General features: G+C 56.9%; 1 protein-coding gene. It reads left to right on the top strand.

What is annotated here, in order from left to right:
- Positions 1–130 precede the first annotated feature (130 nt).
- Positions 131–22,846, top strand: coding sequence for a hypothetical protein (locus BC440_RS23495; protein ID WP_071239701.1), 22,716 nt, complete (start codon positions 131–133; stop codon positions 22,844–22,846).
- Positions 22,847–22,871: the final 25 nt, after the last annotated feature.

The following is a 22,871-nucleotide window of genomic DNA, read 5'->3' as shown; positions in this document are numbered from 1 at the left end:
TTTAGCGATTCCAGTGCGCATCTTCCGTTGATGGGTGCTTGATTGGCGTCTATACTACTGTATATAGAAGGCTGCTTTGTCTTCTGTATTCAATGGATTGAAAAATTAATCCCAAGTAGGGAGCAGAATCTTGGCTTCGCCCGCCAATCAGGACGATGGCACCGGTTTAACGGATGCTGATATCGAACAGGTGCTGGATAACCGCGCAGAGGATAGCTCTGTTGCGGGTAATTCTGATTCCGGTTCGTCGGGCGCGTCAGGTTCACAATCCCCTGCAACGCAGGCCTTCACCAATATCCAAAACGTCATCGGCACGTCGTTTAACGACATCCTGATCGGGGATGCGGGCGACAACACCCTGATCGGTGGTGCGGGTGACGATATCCTGGTACCGGGCGAGGGCCAGGATGAAATGACGGGTGGCGAAGGCCGCGATACATTTGTTTTGCAGGCCGGATTTGGTCAGGCGACCATCACCGATTTCACCCTTGGCGAAGATTATCTGGCCCTTGACGATCTCGGCATTGAAAGTGCGGCCGATCTGGTTTCGCGCGCCTCGGATGACGGTCAGGGCAATGTCGTCATTACCTTTGCGTCCGGTGATCAGCTGACGCTTAAGGGCATTAGCATTGCCCAGCTTTCCGAAATCACCCTTGTTGATGCCCCGAAACTGACCGATGTCGCGCTGGACAGTTCCGGCGATCTGTCGTCGGGCGACGCAACCATCATTGACGGAACGTCAGGTGATGACGTGATCCAGGGCACGTCTGGCGACGATGTGATTTCGGGCAATGGCGGCGGCGATATTGTTGATGGCGGTTCTGGCAACGATACGCTGTCATTTGACGGTTCGGATGATGCCGTAACGGCCGATCTTTCGACCGGTACGGCAGGCAGTGCGACAGACAACGATACCGTTTCGTTTAGCAATATCGAAAATCTGACCGGGACATCGGGCGATGATGTTCTGCGCGGGGACGCCGGAAACAATACGCTTTTGGGTGGTGCAGGCGACGATACCTTTGGCGCCAGTGGCGGTAATGACTCGATTGACGGTGGTGCGGGCAGCAACACCCTTGATTACAGCACGTCCGAACAGGGTGTTGTTGTCGATCTGAAAAATGGCGCGACCGAAAGCCGGACAGAAACTGAAACCGGTGATGATGCCGCATCTGAAACCGGCAGCAACACGGATTCCGGCACGGCAAGTGGCGATGCATCCGGCGGTGAAACGGCAACTGACACCGGCACGGACGCCAACACCGAACCTTCTGGTGAAACGACCGGCGATACTGCCGGGGCAGATACTGGTGACACGACCGACGAGGCATCGGACCCGTCGGAGGGACCGGTGACGGGTGAAACTGATACGTCCGGCAGTGATGCGACCGATGGCGAAACCGGTGATCAGGCTTCTTCCGGTAACGGTGGAGACAGTTCCCAGTCGGAAACCGATGGCGGGGCTGGCGATGATTCTGCGTCTGGCGGATCGGGTGATGACACCATTGCTGAAGAAACCGGCGACACAGGAACCGATGCAGGAACCGACACAGGTTCGGGCGTTGGCGACGAAACCACTGGTGATGCCGGAGCGGATGAAGAAACCGATCCGAACACCACTGTCGATGAGACAATCCCTACCGATCAAAATAGTACCGAAACGGGCTCTGATGCTGGTGCCGATACCAACACGGGATCGGAAACCGGCAGTGACGGGACGGATGGTGCCGACGAAACCGGTGGCGCTTCGCAGGAAACTGAAACCGGATCAACCACCGGCGGGGATCAGACGCAGACGGGTGATGCACAAACCGGTGCACAGGATGAAGCATCCGATAACGCATCCTCGAACGAGCCGGATGATACGGCATCGGGTGATGGTTCGGGTGAAGCCGGTGCATCTGGTGAAGAAACTTCAAATGGCGCGGATGGCACCGATACTGCGGAGACAACCGAGGAAGGTTCGGCTGATCCAGTAACGGAAGGCGAAGAGACCCCGGCAGAAAACGGTTCGGAAACATCCGGAACCGAAGAGGGCGCTTCGACTGAAACCGATGGTGAGACTTCCGATGTTTCACCGAATGAGGGAGCCGACGGGGAAACCCAGCCCGATCAGGAAACACCCCCGGCTGAAACCGGTTCGGACGCGGCGGGTAATGAAACGAACGCGGGTGACGGTGCCGAAGATGACAGCCTTGGCGGTTCGGACGGTGCGGGCGAAGACGTTCTGAATGAAGATACGCCTGCGTCGGGTGATGGTGATGACAGCACGGACGGCGAAGAACAGCCGTCGCAGTCAGAGAGCCAGACCGAACAGGAAAACACCAATAGCGGTCTTCAGGCCGGGGCAGAAACATCGCCCGAAACCGGCACGGATGAAACCGGTCTTTCCGGTGACGCGACCGGTGATGAGACTGGCGATGAGACTGTTGGTGAAGATGCTGGCGCGGATGAAGGCGGAGCCGAGGATGCGACCGGCGGCGAAACCACGGATAGCGAAGCCGACCCGATTGACGCGGGTGCTGAAGACGGCGACAGCACATCGGGCGAGCAGACTGATGGTGGAACCACTGGCGAGACGGATGCCGAAGCCGGAGATGCGACCGGGGATGCTACTGGCGGCAGTGCTACCGACAGCGGAAACGAGACCGGCGACGAGACCAATATCTATGACAACACCCCGACATCGGGGAACGACATTGTCCATGGCTCCGATGGTGATGATTTCCTTGGCGGGGCTGTCGGGAATGACACGTTGCAGGGCAGTGATGGCAATGACGTCATCGATGGCGGTCTTGGTGATGACGTGCTGCAGGGCGGCCTTGGCGATGACAGCCTTGATGGTGGTGCTGGGGCGGATGTCTTGCAGGGCGGTGAAGGCAATGACAGCCTTTATGGCGGTTCAGAAGACGACATTCTTCAGGGTGGCGAAGGCAGCGACCTTCTGGTTGGCGGTATCGGCAATGACGTTTTGCAAGGCGGTTCGGGTGACGATTTCCTGCGCGGCGGTCTTGGCAATGATCATATCCAGGGCGGCGATGGCACTGATACCGTCAGCTACACCGATGCGACCGATGCGGTAACCGTTGATCTTTCGCAGAATACGGCAACCGGTGGGGCAGGAAATGATGTCCTGCAAATGGTTGAAGACGTCATCGGGTCGGACTTCGACGATCATATTACCGGCAATGACGGCAATAACGTGCTGATCGGCGGGGATGGCATCGATACCCTGACCGGTGGCGCAGGCGACGATACGCTGACGACCGGTTCGGGCAAGGATGACATCGAACTGACCGAGAATTTCGGCAACGATACGGTCACCGATTTCAATATTGCCGAAGATACGGTCGACCTTTCGAAGCTGGGCATCACCGATTTCGCGACCCTGCAATCGATGATGAGCGATGATGGCAACGGCAACGCCGTTATCGATTTCGGTGAACAGGGTGTTCTGACCCTTGAAGGGGTCAGTTCTGACAGTCTTGTTGCGGATAATTTCCGCGGGTTCGGACGTATCTTTGAAGGCGATGGTGACGACGTTGCCGAAGGTACTGACGGCGACGATGCGCTGTATGGCTTTGACGGCAATGATATCCTCGGCGGTGGTGCCGGGGACGATGTCATTTCGGGCGGTTATGGCAATGACACGCTTTCGGGCGGTGCGGGCAATGATACCCTGCGCGGTCAGGAAGGTATTGATACGGTTGATTATTCCGGTGCCAATGGCGCGGTGAATGTCGACCTTGCCGCCGGTAGCGCAACCGGTGCCGATGGCAATGACGTTCTTGACCGTATCGAAAACGTTATCGGATCGAATTCCGACGATACGATTTCCGGTGACAGCGGTGTCAACGTGCTTCAGGGCGGGGCCGGCAACGACACCATTACCGGCCGCGATGGTAACGATACGCTTGATGGTGGTGCGGGTGACGATACCTTTGTCGCCGAGGCCGGCAATGACACCTATATCGGCGGTGCGGGCAACGACACGCTGGATCTGACGGCACGCGATGGTGCGCAGACGGTTAATCTGGGTTCCGGGACCGTCACAGACAACACCAGCGGCGAAGTCGATACGGTTAGCAGCGTTGAAAACATTGTCAGCGGTGCGGGCAATGACGTTCTGATCGGTGATGGTGCCAATAACGTCATTTCGGCCGGAGCGGGTGACGATCTGGTCGCTGGTGGTGGCGGGGATGACACGCTTGATGGGGGCGAAGGCACTGACACGCTCGCCCTTGGCAGTGAAACCGGTGCGGTTGTTGATCTTGCGGCGGGCACCGTCCAGACCAATTCCGGTCTGTCGACCGTTTCCAACTTCGAAAATGTTCGCGGTTCGGCAAGTTCCGACATCATTTCCGGCGATGACGGCAATAATATCCTGACCGGTCTTGCCGGTGACGATATTCTTGCTGGCGGTGGCGGTGACGATACCCTTGACGGTGGTGCTGGCTCTGACGCCGCCGATTACAGTGACGTTGACGCCGATATGGACGTCAACCTTGATGCCGGAACAGCATCAGGCGATGGCAATGATACGCTGATCGATATCGAAAATGTGACAACCGGTGACGGTAACGATACCGTTCGCGGAAATGGTGCGCAGAACCAGATTGATACCGGCGCGGGTGACGATACCGTATTTGGTGGTGAGGGTTCGGACACGCTGTCAGGTGGTGACGGTTTCGATACGCTTAGCTATAGCGACGCCGCAGGCAACCCGGTTGGTGGTGTAACCGTCGATCTCGAAGCCGGAACTGTTACCGGTGGCGATTTTGTCGATCAGATTGACGGGTTTGAGCAGGTCGAAGGCTCGGCCGGCAATGATCGCATGCTGGGCAGTTCGGGTTCCGATATCCTTAGGGGCGGTGCCGGCAACGATACGATTGATGGTCGGGCGGGCGCAGACACGCTTTCAGGTGGTGCCGGTTCGGATACCTTTGTTATTTCGACCGATAGCGACAATGACCTGATCACGGATTTCGATCCTGAAAATGACATCATCGACATTCAGGGCATCGATGGTCTTGAGCTGTTTTCGGACATTGCAGACTTTATCGGTGTGGATGGCGATGGAAACGCGACCATCACGATTGGTGATTCTATTGTCACCTTGCAGGGCGTTGATCCCGATAGCCTGACCTTCAAGAACTTTGAAGGTATTCGTTCGCTGGACGGTACAGAAAATGCCGACACCCTTGTTGGCACCAGCCGCAGCGATGTGATCGATGGCAAGGCTGGCAACGATAGCATTTCGGGCAATGCCGGGAATGACACGATTTCAGGTGGTTCTGGCAATGACGTCATTTCGGGGGGCGTTGGAAATGACGTCGTCGATGGCGGCACCGGGAATGACTTTATATCCGGTGATGCTGGCGACGACATCATAGATGGTGGTCTTGGCAACGATGTGATCGTTGGCGGGGTCGGCTCTGATACACTTGACGGCGGCGAAGGTACTGACACCGTTTCGTTCCAGGATTCAGGCAGTGGTGTGAATGTCGATCTTGATGCAGGTTCGGCAACAGGTCAGGGCACAGACACACTTGCCAATTTCGAAAATGTTTCCGGATCATCCTATAACGATACGCTTTCCGGAGATGACCAGAATAACGTGCTTTCTGGCGGTGCCGGAAATGACATCCTTGATGGTCGCGATGGCGATGACCTGCTTCTTGGTGGGGCAGGCAACGATACGCTGATCGGTGGGGCGGGCAATGACTCCCTTGTGGGGGGGGATGGCTCTGATACCGTCGATTATGCCAGTGCAGAAGGCAGCGTTCAGGTCAATTTGGGTTCGGGCTCGGCAACTGGTGGTGCAGGCACCGATACACTCAAGGAAATCGAGAATGCAGTTGGCTCGGACTTCGATGATGTTCTGACTGGTTCGGATCGTGCAAACAGCATTTTGGGTGGCGCGGGCAATGATCTGATCAATGGTGGCGCAGGCAACGACTATCTTGCTGGTGGCACCGGGGCGGATACCTTTATTTTCAACGGGACTTCCGGCGAAGATAAAATTGCCGATTTTGATATTGGTGAAGACCGTATTGATCTGAGCAGCTTTGGCCTTCCGAACTGGGAAGCACTGAAAAGCCTGATCGAAACCAATGCCGATGGCGATGCCGTCATTTCCATCAATGACCAGACGTTGACCCTGACCGGTGTTTCACCGGATCAGCTTGCCGCTGATAACTTTGTTGGCATCGAAAGCCTTGGTTCGACCGAAGGTGACGATGTTCTGGTTGGTACGGGCTTTGACGAAATCATCGATGGCCTTGGTGGCAATGATACCATCAGCGCAGGGGCTGGTGCGGACACTGTTTATGGCGGTGCTGGCAACGATACGCTTTCGGGCGGGCTTGGCAATGACACGCTTGATGGTGGCGATGGTCAGGACACGGTCGATTATTCATCAGAATCTGCTGTTACGGTTGATCTGAACAATGGCAGTGGTTTTATCGCCAACGGCAATAGCGACACGCTTGTCGATATCGAAGACGTTACGGGTTCTAGCTTCAACGACACGATCACTGGTGATGCACAGAACAACACTCTGAAGGGGTTGGGCGGCAATGACAGCATCGATGGCGGTGCTGGCGATGACCGGATCGAAGGTGGTTCCGGCAATGATGATCTGAGCGGTGGTGCCGGAAACGATCAGATTTCCGGTGGGGCTGGCAACGACATCCTTGATGGCGGCCTTGGGGATGATCAGCTGGTTGGCGGTGCGGGCCAGGATTTTGTGGATTACACCGACGCAGAAGGTGCTGTTAGCGTTGATCTGGCATCCGGAACGGCATCTGGTGGGGCTGGCAATGACACGCTTTCGGAAATCGAAAACATATCAGGTTCGGATTTCGACGACATCCTTACAGGTGATTCTGCCAATAACACAATTGCGGGCGGTTTAGGGAACGATACCGTTTCCGGCGGTGCTGGTGATGATCTTTTGTATGGTGGCGATGGCGACGATGTCATTGATGGCGGTACGGGAACGGACACCGTCAGTTTCTTTGGTTCGGGCGCTGTAAATATCGATCTTGCCGCGGGCACTGCGACAAGCGAGGCCGGGACGGACAGCATTTCAAACGTCGAAAATGTTATCGGTTCCACCGGTGATGACACGATCATCGGTAGTGACGGTGCAAACGTTATTTCGGCCGGAATTGGCAATGACGTTATTCGTGGTGGCGCGGGTGACGATACGCTCAGCGGTGGCTTCGGCGCGGACATTTACAAATTGTCTGCGGGTGACGGTCAGGACACCGTTACAGATTTCGATGTAAATTACGATCAGATCGACATTTCCGAACTCGCGATAGACACCTATGACGAACTTTACAGCCGCATGTCGGTCAATGCGGATGGTGATCTGGTTGTTGATTTCGGCGAAGATACCAGCATGGTTCTCAAAGGCGTCAGCCTGAACCAGATTTCTGCCAACAATTTCATCGGTATCCGCGACATCGTCGGAACGTCTGGAGATGACATTCTCGCTGGTACCGCTGGCGAAGACACGTTATCGGGTCTGGATGGCAACGATACGCTGGACGGGTTGGCAGGTGATGACGTTCTGCTTGGCGGTGCCGGGGATGACCTGCTCGATGGTGGTGCCGGGGACGATATACTGGACGGTGGCGCGGGTAATGATACCGCCGACTACAGTGACAAAACCGCTGATATGCAGATCAATCTTGAAGACGGTACGGCTTCGACCGGATTTGAGAACGACACACTGCTTGATATTGAAAATGTCATTGGCGGTACCGGGGACGATGTCCTGACCGGTAATGATGAAGGAAACATTCTTGCCGGTGGTGCCGGTGATGACCTGCTCGAAGGGCTTGGCGGCGACGACACGCTGTTTGGTGGCGCGGGTAACGACACGGCCAGTTATCAAAATGCCGACGGTGGCGTGAATGTTGATTTGTCCGCCCTTAGTGCGACCGGTGCTGATGGTCAGGACAAACTGATCGATATTGAAAATGTCATCGGGTCGGAATTCGACGACGTCCTGAAGGGCGATAGCGGCGCGAACGTCCTGAATGGCGGGGCCGGTGATGACCTCTTTACCGCAACACAGGGCAATGACACCCTGATTGGCGGGGACGGGGTTGATACGGTTGATTACAGTGCCGCAACCGGCAGCATTTCGGCAAACCTGTCGACAGGCGATGTTTTCGGTCTTGGACAGGATAAAGTCACAGGCATCGAAAATATTATCGCCACGCAGTTTGCCGATACCCTTGTCGGTAACGAGGCCGCGAACACCCTGTCGGGTGAAGATGGCAACGATATTATTGCTGGTGGCGGCGGTGATGACACATTGCTCGGGGGCCGTGGCAACGACACACTTTCCGGCGGCGCTGGCTCAGATCTTATTGATGGTGGCGAGGGTAACGATACTGTCGACTACAGCAACAGCCTGAACGGCATTACCATTGATCTTGAAACCGGTGAAACCGATACCGAGACCGGCGATCAGGTACTGAATGTTGAAAACGTTACCGGTTCAAACCTTAACGATACCATTACCGGCAGCAGTGGCGATAACACGCTGATCGGTGGTGCCGGTAATGATGTTTTCAATACAAGTGCCGGCAATGATGTGATTTCCGGTGGAACCGGCACCGACAGTGTTGATTACAGCGCAAGCGAAGGTGCGGTTAATGTCGATCTGGAAGGTGGCACTGCTACCAAGATTGACGGTACCGATACGCTTTCGGATATCGAGGATGCGACGGGTAGCGCATTTGATGACACCCTGACCGGGACGTCGGGTGCAAACAGCCTGGCCGGTGGTGCGGGGAACGATATCATCAATGCGGGCGGTGGCAATGATACGGTTTCGGGTGGAACCGGGGATGATACGCTGCGCGGTGGTGCCGGTGTCGATACACTGGATTATTCCAAGGCATCCGGCGGGCAGGTTGTCAATCTGGTAACCGGCGTCGCGACAGGTGCCGACGGCACAGATGACATTTCCGGTTTTGAAAATGTCACAGGCACCGATTTTGACGATACCCTTATCGGTGATAACGCCAATAACGTGCTATCGGGCGGTGCGGGGAACGATACGCTGTCCGGTGGTTCGGGCAATGATGTGCTGGATGGCGGTGCAGGCAACGATACATTCGTCGGCGAAGCAGGTGATGATACCTATATCGGTGGTGCCGGTTCGGACATCATCGATTTCAGTAATGCCCAGTCGGGGATGGATATCAGCCTTGCCAACAATATCGCGACTGGTGCGGATACCGGCACGGACATCCTGAGCGATATCGAGCAAATTGTTGCGACGAATTTTGACGACACCATCACAGGTAGCGCCAACGCCGATACCATCTCGGCCGGGGCTGGTAATGACATCATATCTGGTGGTGCCGGAAGCGATATCATTAGCGGCGGGGCTGGCGATGACCTGATTGATGGCGGTGCCGGCAACGATACGCTCGATGGTGGGGACGGCGAAGATACCCTTTCCTACGACAGTGCCGCCGGTGGTGTTTCGGTTGATCTGCAAACCGGTGTCGTCGGTGGTTCTGAAGGCGATCAGGTTGCCAATTTTGAAAATATTGCCGGTTCGCGTTTCGACGATATCCTGAAAGGCGATGCAGGTCGTAATACGCTTGATGGTGGTGCTGGGAACGATACCCTTGATGGCCGCGATGGTGATGACGTTCTGTTGGGCGGTGCCGGGAATGATGTTATTCGCGGTGGCAGCGGCGCAGACACCATTGATGGTGGCGAAGGTTCCGATACCCTTGATCTGTCAGACGTTTCGGGTGATCTGACTGTTGATTTTGCCGCCGGTACGGCAACAGACGGTACAACAACCGACATCTTCACCAATATCGAAAACCTTGTTACCGGTGACGGCAATGACGTTATCACCGCGACCGATGAGGTAAATGTTATCAATGCCGGGGATGGCGATAACACGGTTATCGGTGCGGGCGGTGAAGATACGCTGACAACCGGCAGCGGCGAGGATTATGTTTCTGGTGGTGCCGGAAACGATATCATTGATACCGGTGCCGGAAATGACACCGTCGATGGTGGCGACGGCAGCGACGTTGTGACCACGGGTTCCGGCAACGATATTGTTACCGGTGGGGCAGGTAGCGATGTCATCAATGCCGGTGATGGCAACGATACGGTCGACGGCGGTACCGGTGACGATACGATTGTTGCTGGCCAAGGCGATGACGTCGTCCTTGGTGGCGAAGGCAATGATGTCATCGATAGCGGCACGGGGAACGATACTGTCGATGGTGGTGTCGGCGCTGATACGATCACCGCGGGTGCGGGCGATGACCATGTGACCGGTGGCGAAGGAAATGACATCATTTCCGGCGGCGGCGGGGCAGATATTCTTGATGGTGGTGCTGGCGACGATATCCTGCGTGCAGGTGCCGGGGATGATGTCCTGATCGGTGGTGAAGGTCTTGATACGGCAACCTATTCGGATGCGACCGGTGGGCTGGTTATTGATACCGCGAACAATACCGTCAGCGGGACGGGAACCGGAACCGATACGCTTGACGGTATCGAAATCATCGAAGGCTCAGGACTCAGCGATACCTTCCTTGGCGGGGAAGGCACGGACATCTTCCTTGGCGGGGCTGGTGACGACACCTTCGATGCCGGGGTTGGCGACGATATTCTGACGCTTGGCGAAGGGGCTGATCAGGTTGTCTTCCGCCCGGGCGATGGCAACGACACGATTACCGATTTCGACCCGGCCGTTGACGTTATTGATCTTACCGATTTCAATATTGCCGGTTTCGATGCCCTGAAATCCCAGTTCAGTGCGGATGGCGATGGTAATCTGATCATCACGCTTGATAGCGGCGACACGATTACACTGAACAATATTCAGGCAGGCAGCCTGACCGCGGCAAACTTTATCGGTGTCGACGTTCGTCTTGGTACGGAAAATGCCGACGAAATGGTTGGCGGAAACGGTGGCGATATCATCAATGCTTTGGGCGGGGATGACACCGTTTCGGGTGGTGATGGCAATGATCGTCTGATTGGCGGTTCGGGTAACGATACCCTGTCGGGTGATGCCGGTGACGATACCCTGGTTGGTAATTCCGGGTCGGATACGCTGATTGGTGGTGCTGGCACCGATACGGCCGATTATTCGACCGAAAGTGCCGGAATTGTTGGTGATCTGACGGCCGGTACCGTAACCGGCGGAGACGGCAATGATGTCCTTGACGGCATCGAAAATCTTACCGGGACGTTATATGCAGATACCCTGACCGGAACCGATGGCAGCAATACCCTTTCGGGCCTGGCTGGCGATGATGTGCTGGTCGGTGGCGAAGGCAATGATGTGCTCGACGGTGGTGCGGATTCTGACACTGTGGATTACAGTGCCGCAACCGGGGCGATGAATGTCAACCTGACCGCAGGCACAGCGACCGGTCAGGGCAACGATACCCTTGCCAATATCGAAAATGTCGTCGGTTCGGACTTCAACGACACAATCAATGGCAATGCTGCTGATAACACCGTAACGGCCGGTGCCGGGAACGACGTGATCAATGTCGGTTCGGGGGATGACGTTGTTGATGCCGGAAGTGGTGATGACGAAATTACCGGCGGTGCGGGATCGGATACCCTTTCCGGTGGTACCGGCAACGATGTTCTGGACGGTGGGGCGGATAACGACACCCTGTCGGGTGGCACGGGTGACGACATCATTCAGGCCGGGACCGGCGACGACTGGATTTATGGCGATACCGGTGACGACATCATTGATGGTGGCGACGGTATCGACACGGTCGATTATTCCAATGTCGAAGGTCCGGTTGTTGTTGATCTGGTCAACCAGTATGCATCGGGTTCGGGTGGCAATGACATTGTTCGCGATGTCGAACGGGTCATTGGTACCGACTTTGCCGATACGCTGATCGGGGCGGACGGGGTCAATACGCTTGATGGTGGTTCGGGCAATGATACGCTGATTGGCGGCGATGGTGACGACGTCATTATTACCGGCGACGGCGAAGACATGATCGTTGTTACCCCGGGCGGCGGCAGCGATACGGTTACCGATTTTGACGTCAACGAAGATGTGATTGATCTGTCATCCTACGGGATTGAGGATTACAGCGATCTTGCCGATCGCATGTTCGATGACGCCAATGGCAATGCGGTTATCTCGCTCGGCCCGGGTGAAAGCATCACGCTTGAAGGTGTTTCGGTCGATGATCTGGGGCCGGATAATTTCTTTGGCTATGTCACCATCGAAGGTACCGAATTTGACGATGTCCTGCAGGGCAGCCAGCTTGGCGATGAAATCAATGCGCTTGACGGTGACGATATTGTTGATGGCGGTGCCGGGGATGATGTCATCAATGGTGATGCGGGCAATGATACCCTGACCGGTGGGGCCGGTGATGACGAACTCAATGGCGGTGACGGTAACGATACCGCCGATTATTCCGACACATCCGAAGGTGTCACCGTTGACCTCGGCACAGGTAGCGCAACTGGCGCAGCCGGAAACGATACCCTTGATAGCATCGAAAATGTCATCGGCGGGAATGGCGACGATATCCTGATCGGCGATGAAAACGCCAATATCCTGGATGGCGGCGCAGGCAATGATACCGTTTATGGCAATGGCGGCGACGATACCCTGATTGGCGGCGAAGGCGATGACACGCTGTCCTACGAAGGGGCCGAAGACGGCGTTTCCGTCGACCTTGCCAATGGCACGGCAACCGGTGGTGCCGGAAATGATGTGATTGACGGGTTTGAAACCGTGATCGGTTCCGACCATGCCGATACCATTTCGGGCGATGATGCCAACAACGTGATCGAAGGCGGTGCCGGTGATGATGTGCTGGCCGGTGGTGGTGGCGATGACACCATTCTGGGCGGGGCGGGTAACGATACCCTCAAGGCAGGTACCGGCAATGATACCCTTGTCGGTGGCGATGGCACCGATATCGCCGATTATTCGGATCGGACAGATCCGGTTGTGGTTGATCTTGCCGCGGGGACCGGCACCACCGGCGATGGCAACGATACCCTGATCGATATCGAAGGGGCGACCGGTGGATCGGGCAACGACACCCTTCTGGGATCGGATGGCGATAACATCCTTTCGGGTGGTGCGGGTGATGACACCCTTTCGGGCGGTGCAGGGAACGACACCCTTGCCGGTGGCGCCGGAGCAGATTTGCTTGACGGTGGGGCCGGTGACGATGTCCTGGCCTTCGAAGGGGACCATGTCGCGGCATCGGGTGAAACCACCGACCATGTCGGCAGCCCGACGACGGATGGCACCGGTGACGTTGCCGATATCAGTGGCAAAAACCTTTCTGATGACAGTTTTGTCGGTGGCGAAGGCAACGATACCCTGCAGGCAGGCGACGGTGATGATGCCATCATTCTGGATCGCGATCACGCCGGTGGCGGTGCCGCCAACCCGTCGATTGTGGATATTGAAAACATCAATGCCGGTGCGGGTAACGATGTTGTCGACCTGACCAGTGAAACGCATTCCTACGGTGACGTCACGATTGATGGCGGTGCCGGTGACGATACCCTGTGGGCCAATGACGGTGATGACGTCATCCTTGGCGGTGACGGTTCGGACAATATTCTGGGCGGTGCGGGTGCCGATAATATCGATGGGGGTGCCGATAACGACATCCTTGATGGCGGAACCGGGAATGACATCATCGCGGGCGGTGCCGGTGACGATACGATCATGGCCGGTATCGGCGATGATACGCTTTCGGGTGGTGACGGGTCCGATACGCTTGATATGTCTGCGGCCAATGGCGCGACAATTGATCTGGCCAATGGTACGGCAAGCAGCGATGCCACTGGCTCGGACAGCATTTCCGGCTTTGAAAATGTGATCGCGACGGATGGTGATGACACCATCACCGGTAATGCCGCGAACAATGTGATTGATGCCGGTGCAGGCAACGATACGGTTTCGATTGATGCCGGTAACGATCACCTTGATGGCGGCGACGGCATTGATACGCTTGATCTGTCGGGCACCAGTGGCGGGGTAACGGTTGATCTTGCCGCTGGCACGGCAAACGGCGCACAAACCGGTTCCGATACGATTGACAATTTCGAAAATGTCACCGGTTCGGCAGATGCCGATACCATTACCGGCAATGATGCGGCCAACACGATTGATGGCGGCGCTGGCGATGACGTGATCGATGGCGGGGCTGGCGACGACGTCCTTTCGGGCGGTGCGGGCAATGATACATTGGCCGCAGGTGACGGCAACGACACCCTGACCGGTGGCGATGGCGCGGATGTCTTTGTCTTTGAAGATGGCAGCGACGCCGATCTGGTCAGCGACTTTGACATCGCCAGCGATGTGATTTCCCTGCCCGATATCGGTGTTACAAGCTGGACCGAATTGCAGTCGATTCTGTCCGATGGTCCGGATGGTGCGGTGATCACGTTGCCGTCCGGCGGCACGGTAACGCTTTCGGGTGTTGCTGTTGGCGACCTGTCACCGGATCACTTTGCCGGAATTGAAAATGTAGGAACGCCGGGTGATGATACACTTGGCGGTGGCAGCGGTGACGATACGGTTGGTGCCGGTGATGGCAACGATACGGTCGACGGTGGTGACGGTGATGACACGGTCGATGGCGGCGAAGGCGATGATTCCGTTGGTGGCGGATCGGGCAACGATAGCGTTGGCGGTGGTGCCGGTAACGATACGGTCGACGGTGGTGATGGCAATGACACGGTCGATGGCGGTGATGGTAATGATTCCGTCGGTGGTGGTGCTGGTAACGACACTGTTGGTGGTGGTGCCGGGGACGATACGGTTGATGGCGGGGATGGTGATGACACGCTCGACGGTGGTGACGGCAACGACACCCTGATCGGCGGGCCTGGCACGGATACGCTTGCCGGTGGTGCGGGTGATGACGTTCTGGAATTTGGCGCGGATCGCACCGGCCAATCGGGTGATACCACCGATCATGCGGGCAGTCCGGGTGTCGATGGCACCGGCGAAATTGCCGATCTTGACGGGCTTGGCGTCAGTGATGATCAGTATGATGGCGGTGACGGCATCGATACGCTGGTGGGCACGTCGGGCGGTGATGCGATCATTCTGGATCGCGATCATGAAAATGGTGCTGCCAATCCGTCAATCAGTGGCGTTGAAATCATTGAAACCGGCGACGGTGATGACGTTGTCGATCTGACCAGCCAGGTGCATTCCTATGGCGATGTCACGGTTGATGGCGGGGCTGGCAACGATACCATCTGGACCAGTGCCGGGGATGACAGCGTCCTTGCCGGTGATGGTGATGATCATATCAATACGGGTTCTGGCAGTGACGTGATTGACGCCGGGGCGGGTGATGACGATATCGCGGCGGGTTCTGGCGATGATGTGATTGCTGCGGGTGACGGCAACGATGTGATTTCGTCGGGTGATGGCAATGATACGGTCGATGCCGGTGCGGGTGACGATAGCGTTATCGGTGATGCCGGGAATGATATTCTTGCCGGTGGCGATGGCACCGATACGCTTGATCTGACCAATGCCGATGGCGGGGCCGTCATTGATCTTGAAAATGGCACGGCAAGCAGCACGGAAACCGGTTCTGATACCATTTCGGGCTTTGAACAGGTCGTTACAGGTGCTGGTGGCGATACGATTTCCGGAAGTTCCGCCGATGACACCATATCGTCCGGCGCAGGAAACGATACGATTGACGGTGCCGATGGCAATGACCGGATCGTGGCCGGTGACGGCAATGATGTCGTGTCTGATGGTGCAGGCAGTGACTATGTCGATGCCGGTGCGGGCGATGACACGGTTATCGCGGGTGCCGGTGATGACAGTCTTGATGGTGGCCAGGGTAATGACACCATCGACATGCGCAACGCAACCAGTGGTGCCACGGTCAATCTGGCAGCAGGTTCGGCGCAATCGGTGGAAACCGGTTCGGACAGCATTTCGAACTTTGAAAATGTCACAACCGGTTCGGGCGATGATGAACTGACCGGATCGGACGCCAATAACGTCATGGCCGCAGGAGCGGGTAACGACACCCTTGATGGTGGGGCTGGCGACGATACGCTTTCGGGCGGGGCTGGCAATGACAGCTTTATCTTTGCCGACGGCACCGATGATGATGTTGTCACCGACTTTGAAGTCGGGACCGACAAACTGACCCTTGATGGCACGGGCATTGAAACCTGGACCCAGCTTCGTGATCTGATCACCGGCAATTCGCTTGGTGATGCGGTGATCAATCTGCCGTCCGGCGGCACGATCACGCTGCAAGGTGTCAATCCGCTTGATCTTTCAGCCGATGATTTCACCGGGGTTACCGATGGCGGGACCCCTTATGACGACAGCCTGACCGGCGGCGATGGCGATGACGTTATTGATGCGCTTGCCGGTGACGATATTGTCGATGGTGGTGCCGGTAACGATACGATTGATGGTGGTGCGGGCAACGATACCCTGATGGGTGGTTCGGGCGATGACACGGTCGATGGCGGGACCGGTTCGGATACGCTTGGCGGCGGCACCGGCAATGATGAACTTAATGGTGGCGATGGTGCGGATACGCTTTCGGGTGGATCGGGTGACGACACCCTTGATGGCGGATCCGGCGACGATGTCCTGAACTTTGAAGCCGATGGCACGGCCGTAAGCGGTGAAACCACGGAAAATACCGGCAGCCCGGGCGTCGATGGTACCGGCGATTTTGCCGATATCGGTGGCAAGAACATCTCGGATGATACCTTTGTCGGTGGTGACGGTACCGATACCCTGAACCTGAGCGGTGGCAGTGATGCGCTCATCCTTGATGGCAGCAAACTGGGCGATGGCCAGACGACGGGTAGCACGATTGAAACCCGGACATTGGGCCTGACGGATTCGGCATCATCGGGTGCCGTGCAGGCCGCATGGTCGGATGCAAATCTTTATGCCTTTGATTTTGGTACATCCTATGTCGGTGAAGACGGCAAACTGAACCTTGCCGCGGCCGATGACACCGTGACCTTTGATGGCAACGGTATTGGCAATAACGGCGGTTCACCGGCCGGAAGCCAGATCAACCACAATGGCAATACCGGCGAAAGCGAAGCCGTTGTTGTCGATCTGGGTGCCAATGCGCGGAATGCCACGGTTCAGGTTTCCAACCTGATTGCGGCCGAGCATGGCGGCGAAGTCGGTTCTTGGCAGGCCTTTGATGCCGATGGCAATCTGGTTGCGTCGGGTGTGCTTGACGAAAGCACAATCAATTACACCAGTGGCGGTGTCGGCACCGCAACCATCAGTGTCACCGACAGTCTGGGCAATCCGGTTGAATTCCGTTACCTCGCCTTCGAAGGCGAGCCTTATGCCGATGGTTCATCGGGTGGTGACAGCAGCGACTATTTCGTGCGTTCCATCACCTTTGATGCGGTGGTTGAAGAAACCGTCACCGATGGCGCGCGCCTTGACGGGGTCGAAGTCATCAACGCAGGCGAAGGCAACGACGTTGTCGATCTGACCAGCGATACGATTGCCTATGGCGATGTCACCATCAATGGCGGCGGCGGCAACGATACGCTTTGGGCCAACGAAGGTGATGACCGCATCAATGGCGAGCTTGGCGACGACAATCTTTATGGCGGCGCGGGTGACGACTATCTTGATGGTGGTTATGGCCGCGATATCCTTGATGGTGCCGAAGGCAACGATACGCTGATCGGCGGGCAGGGTAACGATACGCTTCGCGGTGGTGAAGGCGACGACATTATCCATGGCGGTGGTGACATCGATACCGTGACCTATGACGACGCGGCATCGGGCGTGAATGTCGATCTGGCCAATTACACCGCGACGGGTGGTGCCGGAAATGACGGCATCTACTGGGTCGAAAACGTTGTCGGCTCTGCCCATGATGACATCATCAGGGGGGATGCGCAGAACAACACGCTGGATGGCGGTGCCGGTGATGACACCCTTTCGGGTGGTGCCGGGAATGATGCGCTGCGCGGTGGTGATGGCAACGATACGGCGGATTACAGCAATTCGACCGCGGCGGTTCGTGCGAACCTTGCAACCGGTACCGCACAGCTTGCCAATGGCGAAGCAGACAGCCTTGTCAGCATTGAAAACCTGATTGGTTCGGGCGGCAGCGACACCCTGACCGGATCGAATGGCGATAACCTGCTTTCGGGTGGTGCGGGCAATGACAGCCTGATCGGCAATGGCGGCAACGATACCCTTGATGGTGGTATCGGCAACGACATGCTCGATGGTGGCGATGGTGATGACATCCTGACCGGCGGCGACGGTGCTGATCGCCTTTATGGCGGGGCAGGCAATGATACGTTGGACGGGGGTGCCGGTAACGATACCCTTGATGCCGGGGCGGGCGACGACGTTATTCTGGCGGGCGATGGCAATGACGTCATCACCGCAGGTGCCGGTGCAGATACGGTTGATGCGGGTACGGGTGATGACACGGTTGTTGCCGGTGCGGGCAACGATATCCTTGCCGGTGGTGATGGCACCGACACCCTTGATTTCGCTGCCGCCAATGGTGTGACGGTTGACCTGTCGACCGGCACCGCAAGCAGCGATGCCACCGGTACGGACGCCATTTCCGGCTTCGAGAATGTTCTGGGCACGGCGGGTGCGGATACGCTTATCGGATCAAGCGGGGCAAACGTCCTGTCTGGTGCGGATGGTGATGACGTTCTGGACGGGGGTGCGGGTGATGACTCCGTTTATGGCGGGGCCGGTAATGACACCATCATCGCCGGTGCCGGGAATGACACGCTTTCGGGTGGTGCAGGCACCGATACCCTTGACCTGAGCCAGGCGGCAAGTGGAGCCACGGTTGATCTGTCGGCCGGTACCGCAAGCAGTGCCGAAACCGGCAATGATGATATTTCCGGTTTTGAAAATGTCATCGGATCGGCGGGCAATGACGACATTGCCGGATCGGATGGCGATAACGTCCTTTTGGGTGGTGCCGGGGATGACACCATTGAAGGCGGTGCGGGTGCCGATACGCTTGATGGCGGCGATGGCATTGATACCATCAGCTATGAGGGATCAGACGCCGGGGTCGAGATTTATCTTGGCGATACCGATGCCAATGCCAGAACACCGGGCGAAGGCGGTCGCGCATTTGGTGGTGATGCCGCAGGCGATATTCTTGCCAACTTTGAACGCGTCATTGCGTCGGCGCATGATGATTACGTCTATGGCAACAGCCAGAACAACGTTGTCGATCTTGGGGATGGCAACGATACGTTTGACAATGTAGAAGCCGATGTCAGTGCCGATACAGTCGATGGCGGCGAAGGCAATGACACGATCTGGACCGGCGATGGCGCCGATACCCTGATCGGTGGCAATGGCAACGACTATCTGAACGGTGAAAAAGGCGACGACACGCTTGACGGTGGGGCTGGTAATGACAGCCTTGTGGGCGGTGATGGCAACGATACGCTGGATGGCGGATCGGGGAATGACCGTATCTCGACCGGGTCGGGTGCCGATCTGGTCAAGGTCACAAGCCTTGTCGGTGATAAGGTCGTTACCGATTTCAACACCAGTGTTGACCAGATTTCCCTTGATGCGCTTGGCATTTCCGAATGGTCCGAACTTGCCCCGCGTCTGAGCGAGGTCAATGGCAATCTCGTCATCGATCTGGGCCCGGATGGCTCGGTCACGCTGCTGGGTGTGCGTCTGAACGAAGTCACGTCCGACATGTTTGTCGGTATCGAAGGCCCGGTTGGCGCAACACCGTTTGATGATGTCCTGCTGGGCACTAGCGAAGATGATTATATCGATGCACTGGCTGGGAATGATGTGGTCGATGGCGGGGATGGCAATGACACCATCCTTGGCAATGACGGCGACGATAACCTGTCGGGTGGTGCCGGAAACGATACGATTTCGGGCGGCAACGGCAATGATGTGATCGACGGTGGCGACGGCGACGACAGCCTGCATGGCAATGACGGCCATGATGTGATCGCGGGCGGTGCGGGCAATGACACCCTGATCGGTGGATCGGGCGACGATGTGATTTCTGGTGGCGGCGGTTCGGACTTCATCGATGCGATGGATGGCGATGATGTTGTTACCGGCGGTGATGATACCGACACGATCTATGGCGCGGCCGGTGATGATCAGCTTTCGGGCGAAGCGGGCGATGATGTCATTTCGGGCGGGGATGGTGCCGATACCATCAATGGCGGTCTTGGCAATGACGTGCTTTCGGGCGATGCGGGCAATGACACCCTTTCGGGTGCGGATGGCAACGATACCCTGATGGGTGGCGACGGTGCCGATACGCTTTCGGGTGGCACCGGCAATGATGTCCTGTCGGGCGGCAATGACAATGACCTTCTCGAAGGCGGTATCGGAAGCGACACCCTGTCGGGCGATGCCGGTAATGACACGCTGCTGGGTGGTGACGGCAACGATACGCTGGATGGCGGGGCTGGCAACGATACCTATACCGGTGGTGCCGGTTCGGATCAGATCATCGTATCGGATAATTCCGGCGATAAGGTTGTCACCGATTTCAATCGGGCAAGTGACCAGATCAATCTGTCTGCGCTTGATGTGGATAACTGGGCCGAGTTGCGCAGCTTGATGTCCGAGGTCAATGGCAACACCGTTATCAACCTGAATGGTCAGGGTACGCTTACCCTGCTGGGTGTCGCGATCAGCGACCTGAATGCGAACATGTTTGTCGGTGTCGAAGCCTCGACCGGGCCGACGCCTTATGACGATGTCCTGTATGGCACCAGCAACAATGACACGATTGCCGCCCTTGCGGGTGACGATACCGTCTTTGGCCTGAATGGTCAGGACACGCTGTCGGGCATGGATGGCAATGACAGCCTTTATGGCGGTGATGGCGACGACAAGCTGTATGGTGATAACGGTAACGACCTGATTGACGGCGGCAGCGGTCAGGACAGCATCACCGGCGGCGAAGGCGATGATACGCTGGATGGCGGGTCGGGCGATGACCGTGTCTGGGCGGGTAACGGGGCCGATACGCTGCTGGGTGGTCAGGGTCAGGACAAGCTTTATGGCGAAGCCGGTAATGACGTGATCAATGGCGGCACCGGCGATGACTCGATCCTTGGCGGTGACGGCAACGACGTTCTGGATGGCGGTGAAAACAACGACCGTCTGTGGGGCGGCGATGGCACTGATACCCTGTTCGGCGGATCAGGCGATGACAGGCTTTATGGTGATGGCGGTAATGACACCCTGATGGGTGGTCAGGGCAATGATACCCTTTCGGGTGGATCTGGCCGCGATACCGCAAGCTATGCCAATGCAACATCCGCGGTTGGTGTCAGCCTGAAAAACGGTACCGCCGTTGGTGGTGACGGATATGACGTCCTGTCTTCGATCGAAGATCTGATCGGGTCGAACTTCAACGATTACCTGTTTGGCGACGATGGTGCGAACCTGCTGTCCGGCCTGTCGGGCGATGATGTTCTGGGCGGTGATGGCGGCAATGACACCATTTGGGGTGGCGATGGCAATGACGTTATCAATGGTGGATCGGGCAGCGATCTGATCGATGCCGGTGCCGGTGATGACGTCATCGAATATCAGAAAGACGCGACCTGGTCGGGCAGCTATGCCGCAAAGAATGTCGGCGATCCGGACATGGACGGCACCAACGAACAGGTCAATCTGCAAGGCTATACCCGTTCGCAGGATATCTTTGATGGGGGTGACGGTACCGATACCCTGTCCCTGACCGGCGGCAATGATGCCCTGTTCCTTGACGACAAGATCACCGATCCGGGCGTTTCGCCGCGCATTTCGAATATCGAAGTCATCGATGCCGGTAACGGTGATGACATTGTCGACCTGACCAGCGAAACCCAGTCCTATGGCGATGTGACGGTTCTTGGTGGAACCGGCAATGACATTATCTGGAGCAACGCCGGGGACGACGTCCTTGATGGCGGCGAAGGCAACGATACGCTTTGGGGTGGTGCGGGCAACGATACCCTTGCCGGCGGTGCCGGGATCGACATCCTGAATGGTGGTGCCGGTGACGATGTCCTGCAATACAATGCCGACGACACCTGGAGCTCGAACTGGCATGCGCTTAATGATGGCGCGCCGGGCGAAGATGGCCATGACAACAATACCGGCTGGGGCCATACCGGCCATCACGGTAATGGTTGGGGCCATGATTACAGTGGCGATGCCGGGACTGGCGAATATGTCAATCTGAACGGTTATAACCAGTCGAACGACATCTTCGAAGGTGGCGATGGCACCGATACCCTGAAACTGACCAGCGGTAATGACGCGCTATTCCTTGCCGACACGGTCAGCGATCCGGGCATTTCGCCGCGCATCCGAAATATCGAGGTGATCGAAGCCGGTGATGGCGATGACATCATCGATCTGACCAGCTCCTATGAAACCTATGGCAATGTCACGCTTGATGGTGGCAACGGCAATGACATCCTCTGGAGCAATTCGGGCGACGATGTGCTTCTGGGCGGGGCGGGCAATGATCGCCTGTATGGCAGTGCCGGTGACGATACCCTGACCGGGGGTTCGGGCTGGGATGAATTCGAGATCGGCAAAACCAACGGTCACGACATCATCACCGACTTCACCCCGGGCGAGGACATCATCAATCTGTCGGAATGGAATTACAGCAACTTCAACCAGATCAAGAATGACATGCATCTTGATACCGATGGCAATGTCGTGATTGAACTTGGCAATGATGCATCTGTCACCCTGATGGGCGTCCATGATACCGATGATCTTGATGCCGATGATTTCGGGTTCGGCACCTGATCGCGGATCGTTTGGATCACCTGAC

Source organism: Thalassospira sp. MIT1004 (genome assembly GCF_001858545.1).
GTDB lineage: Bacteria > Pseudomonadota > Alphaproteobacteria > Rhodospirillales > Thalassospiraceae > Thalassospira > Thalassospira xiamenensis.
The sequence above is the reverse complement of the archived record's forward strand: the minus strand, read 5'-3'. Positions and strand labels throughout refer to the sequence as shown.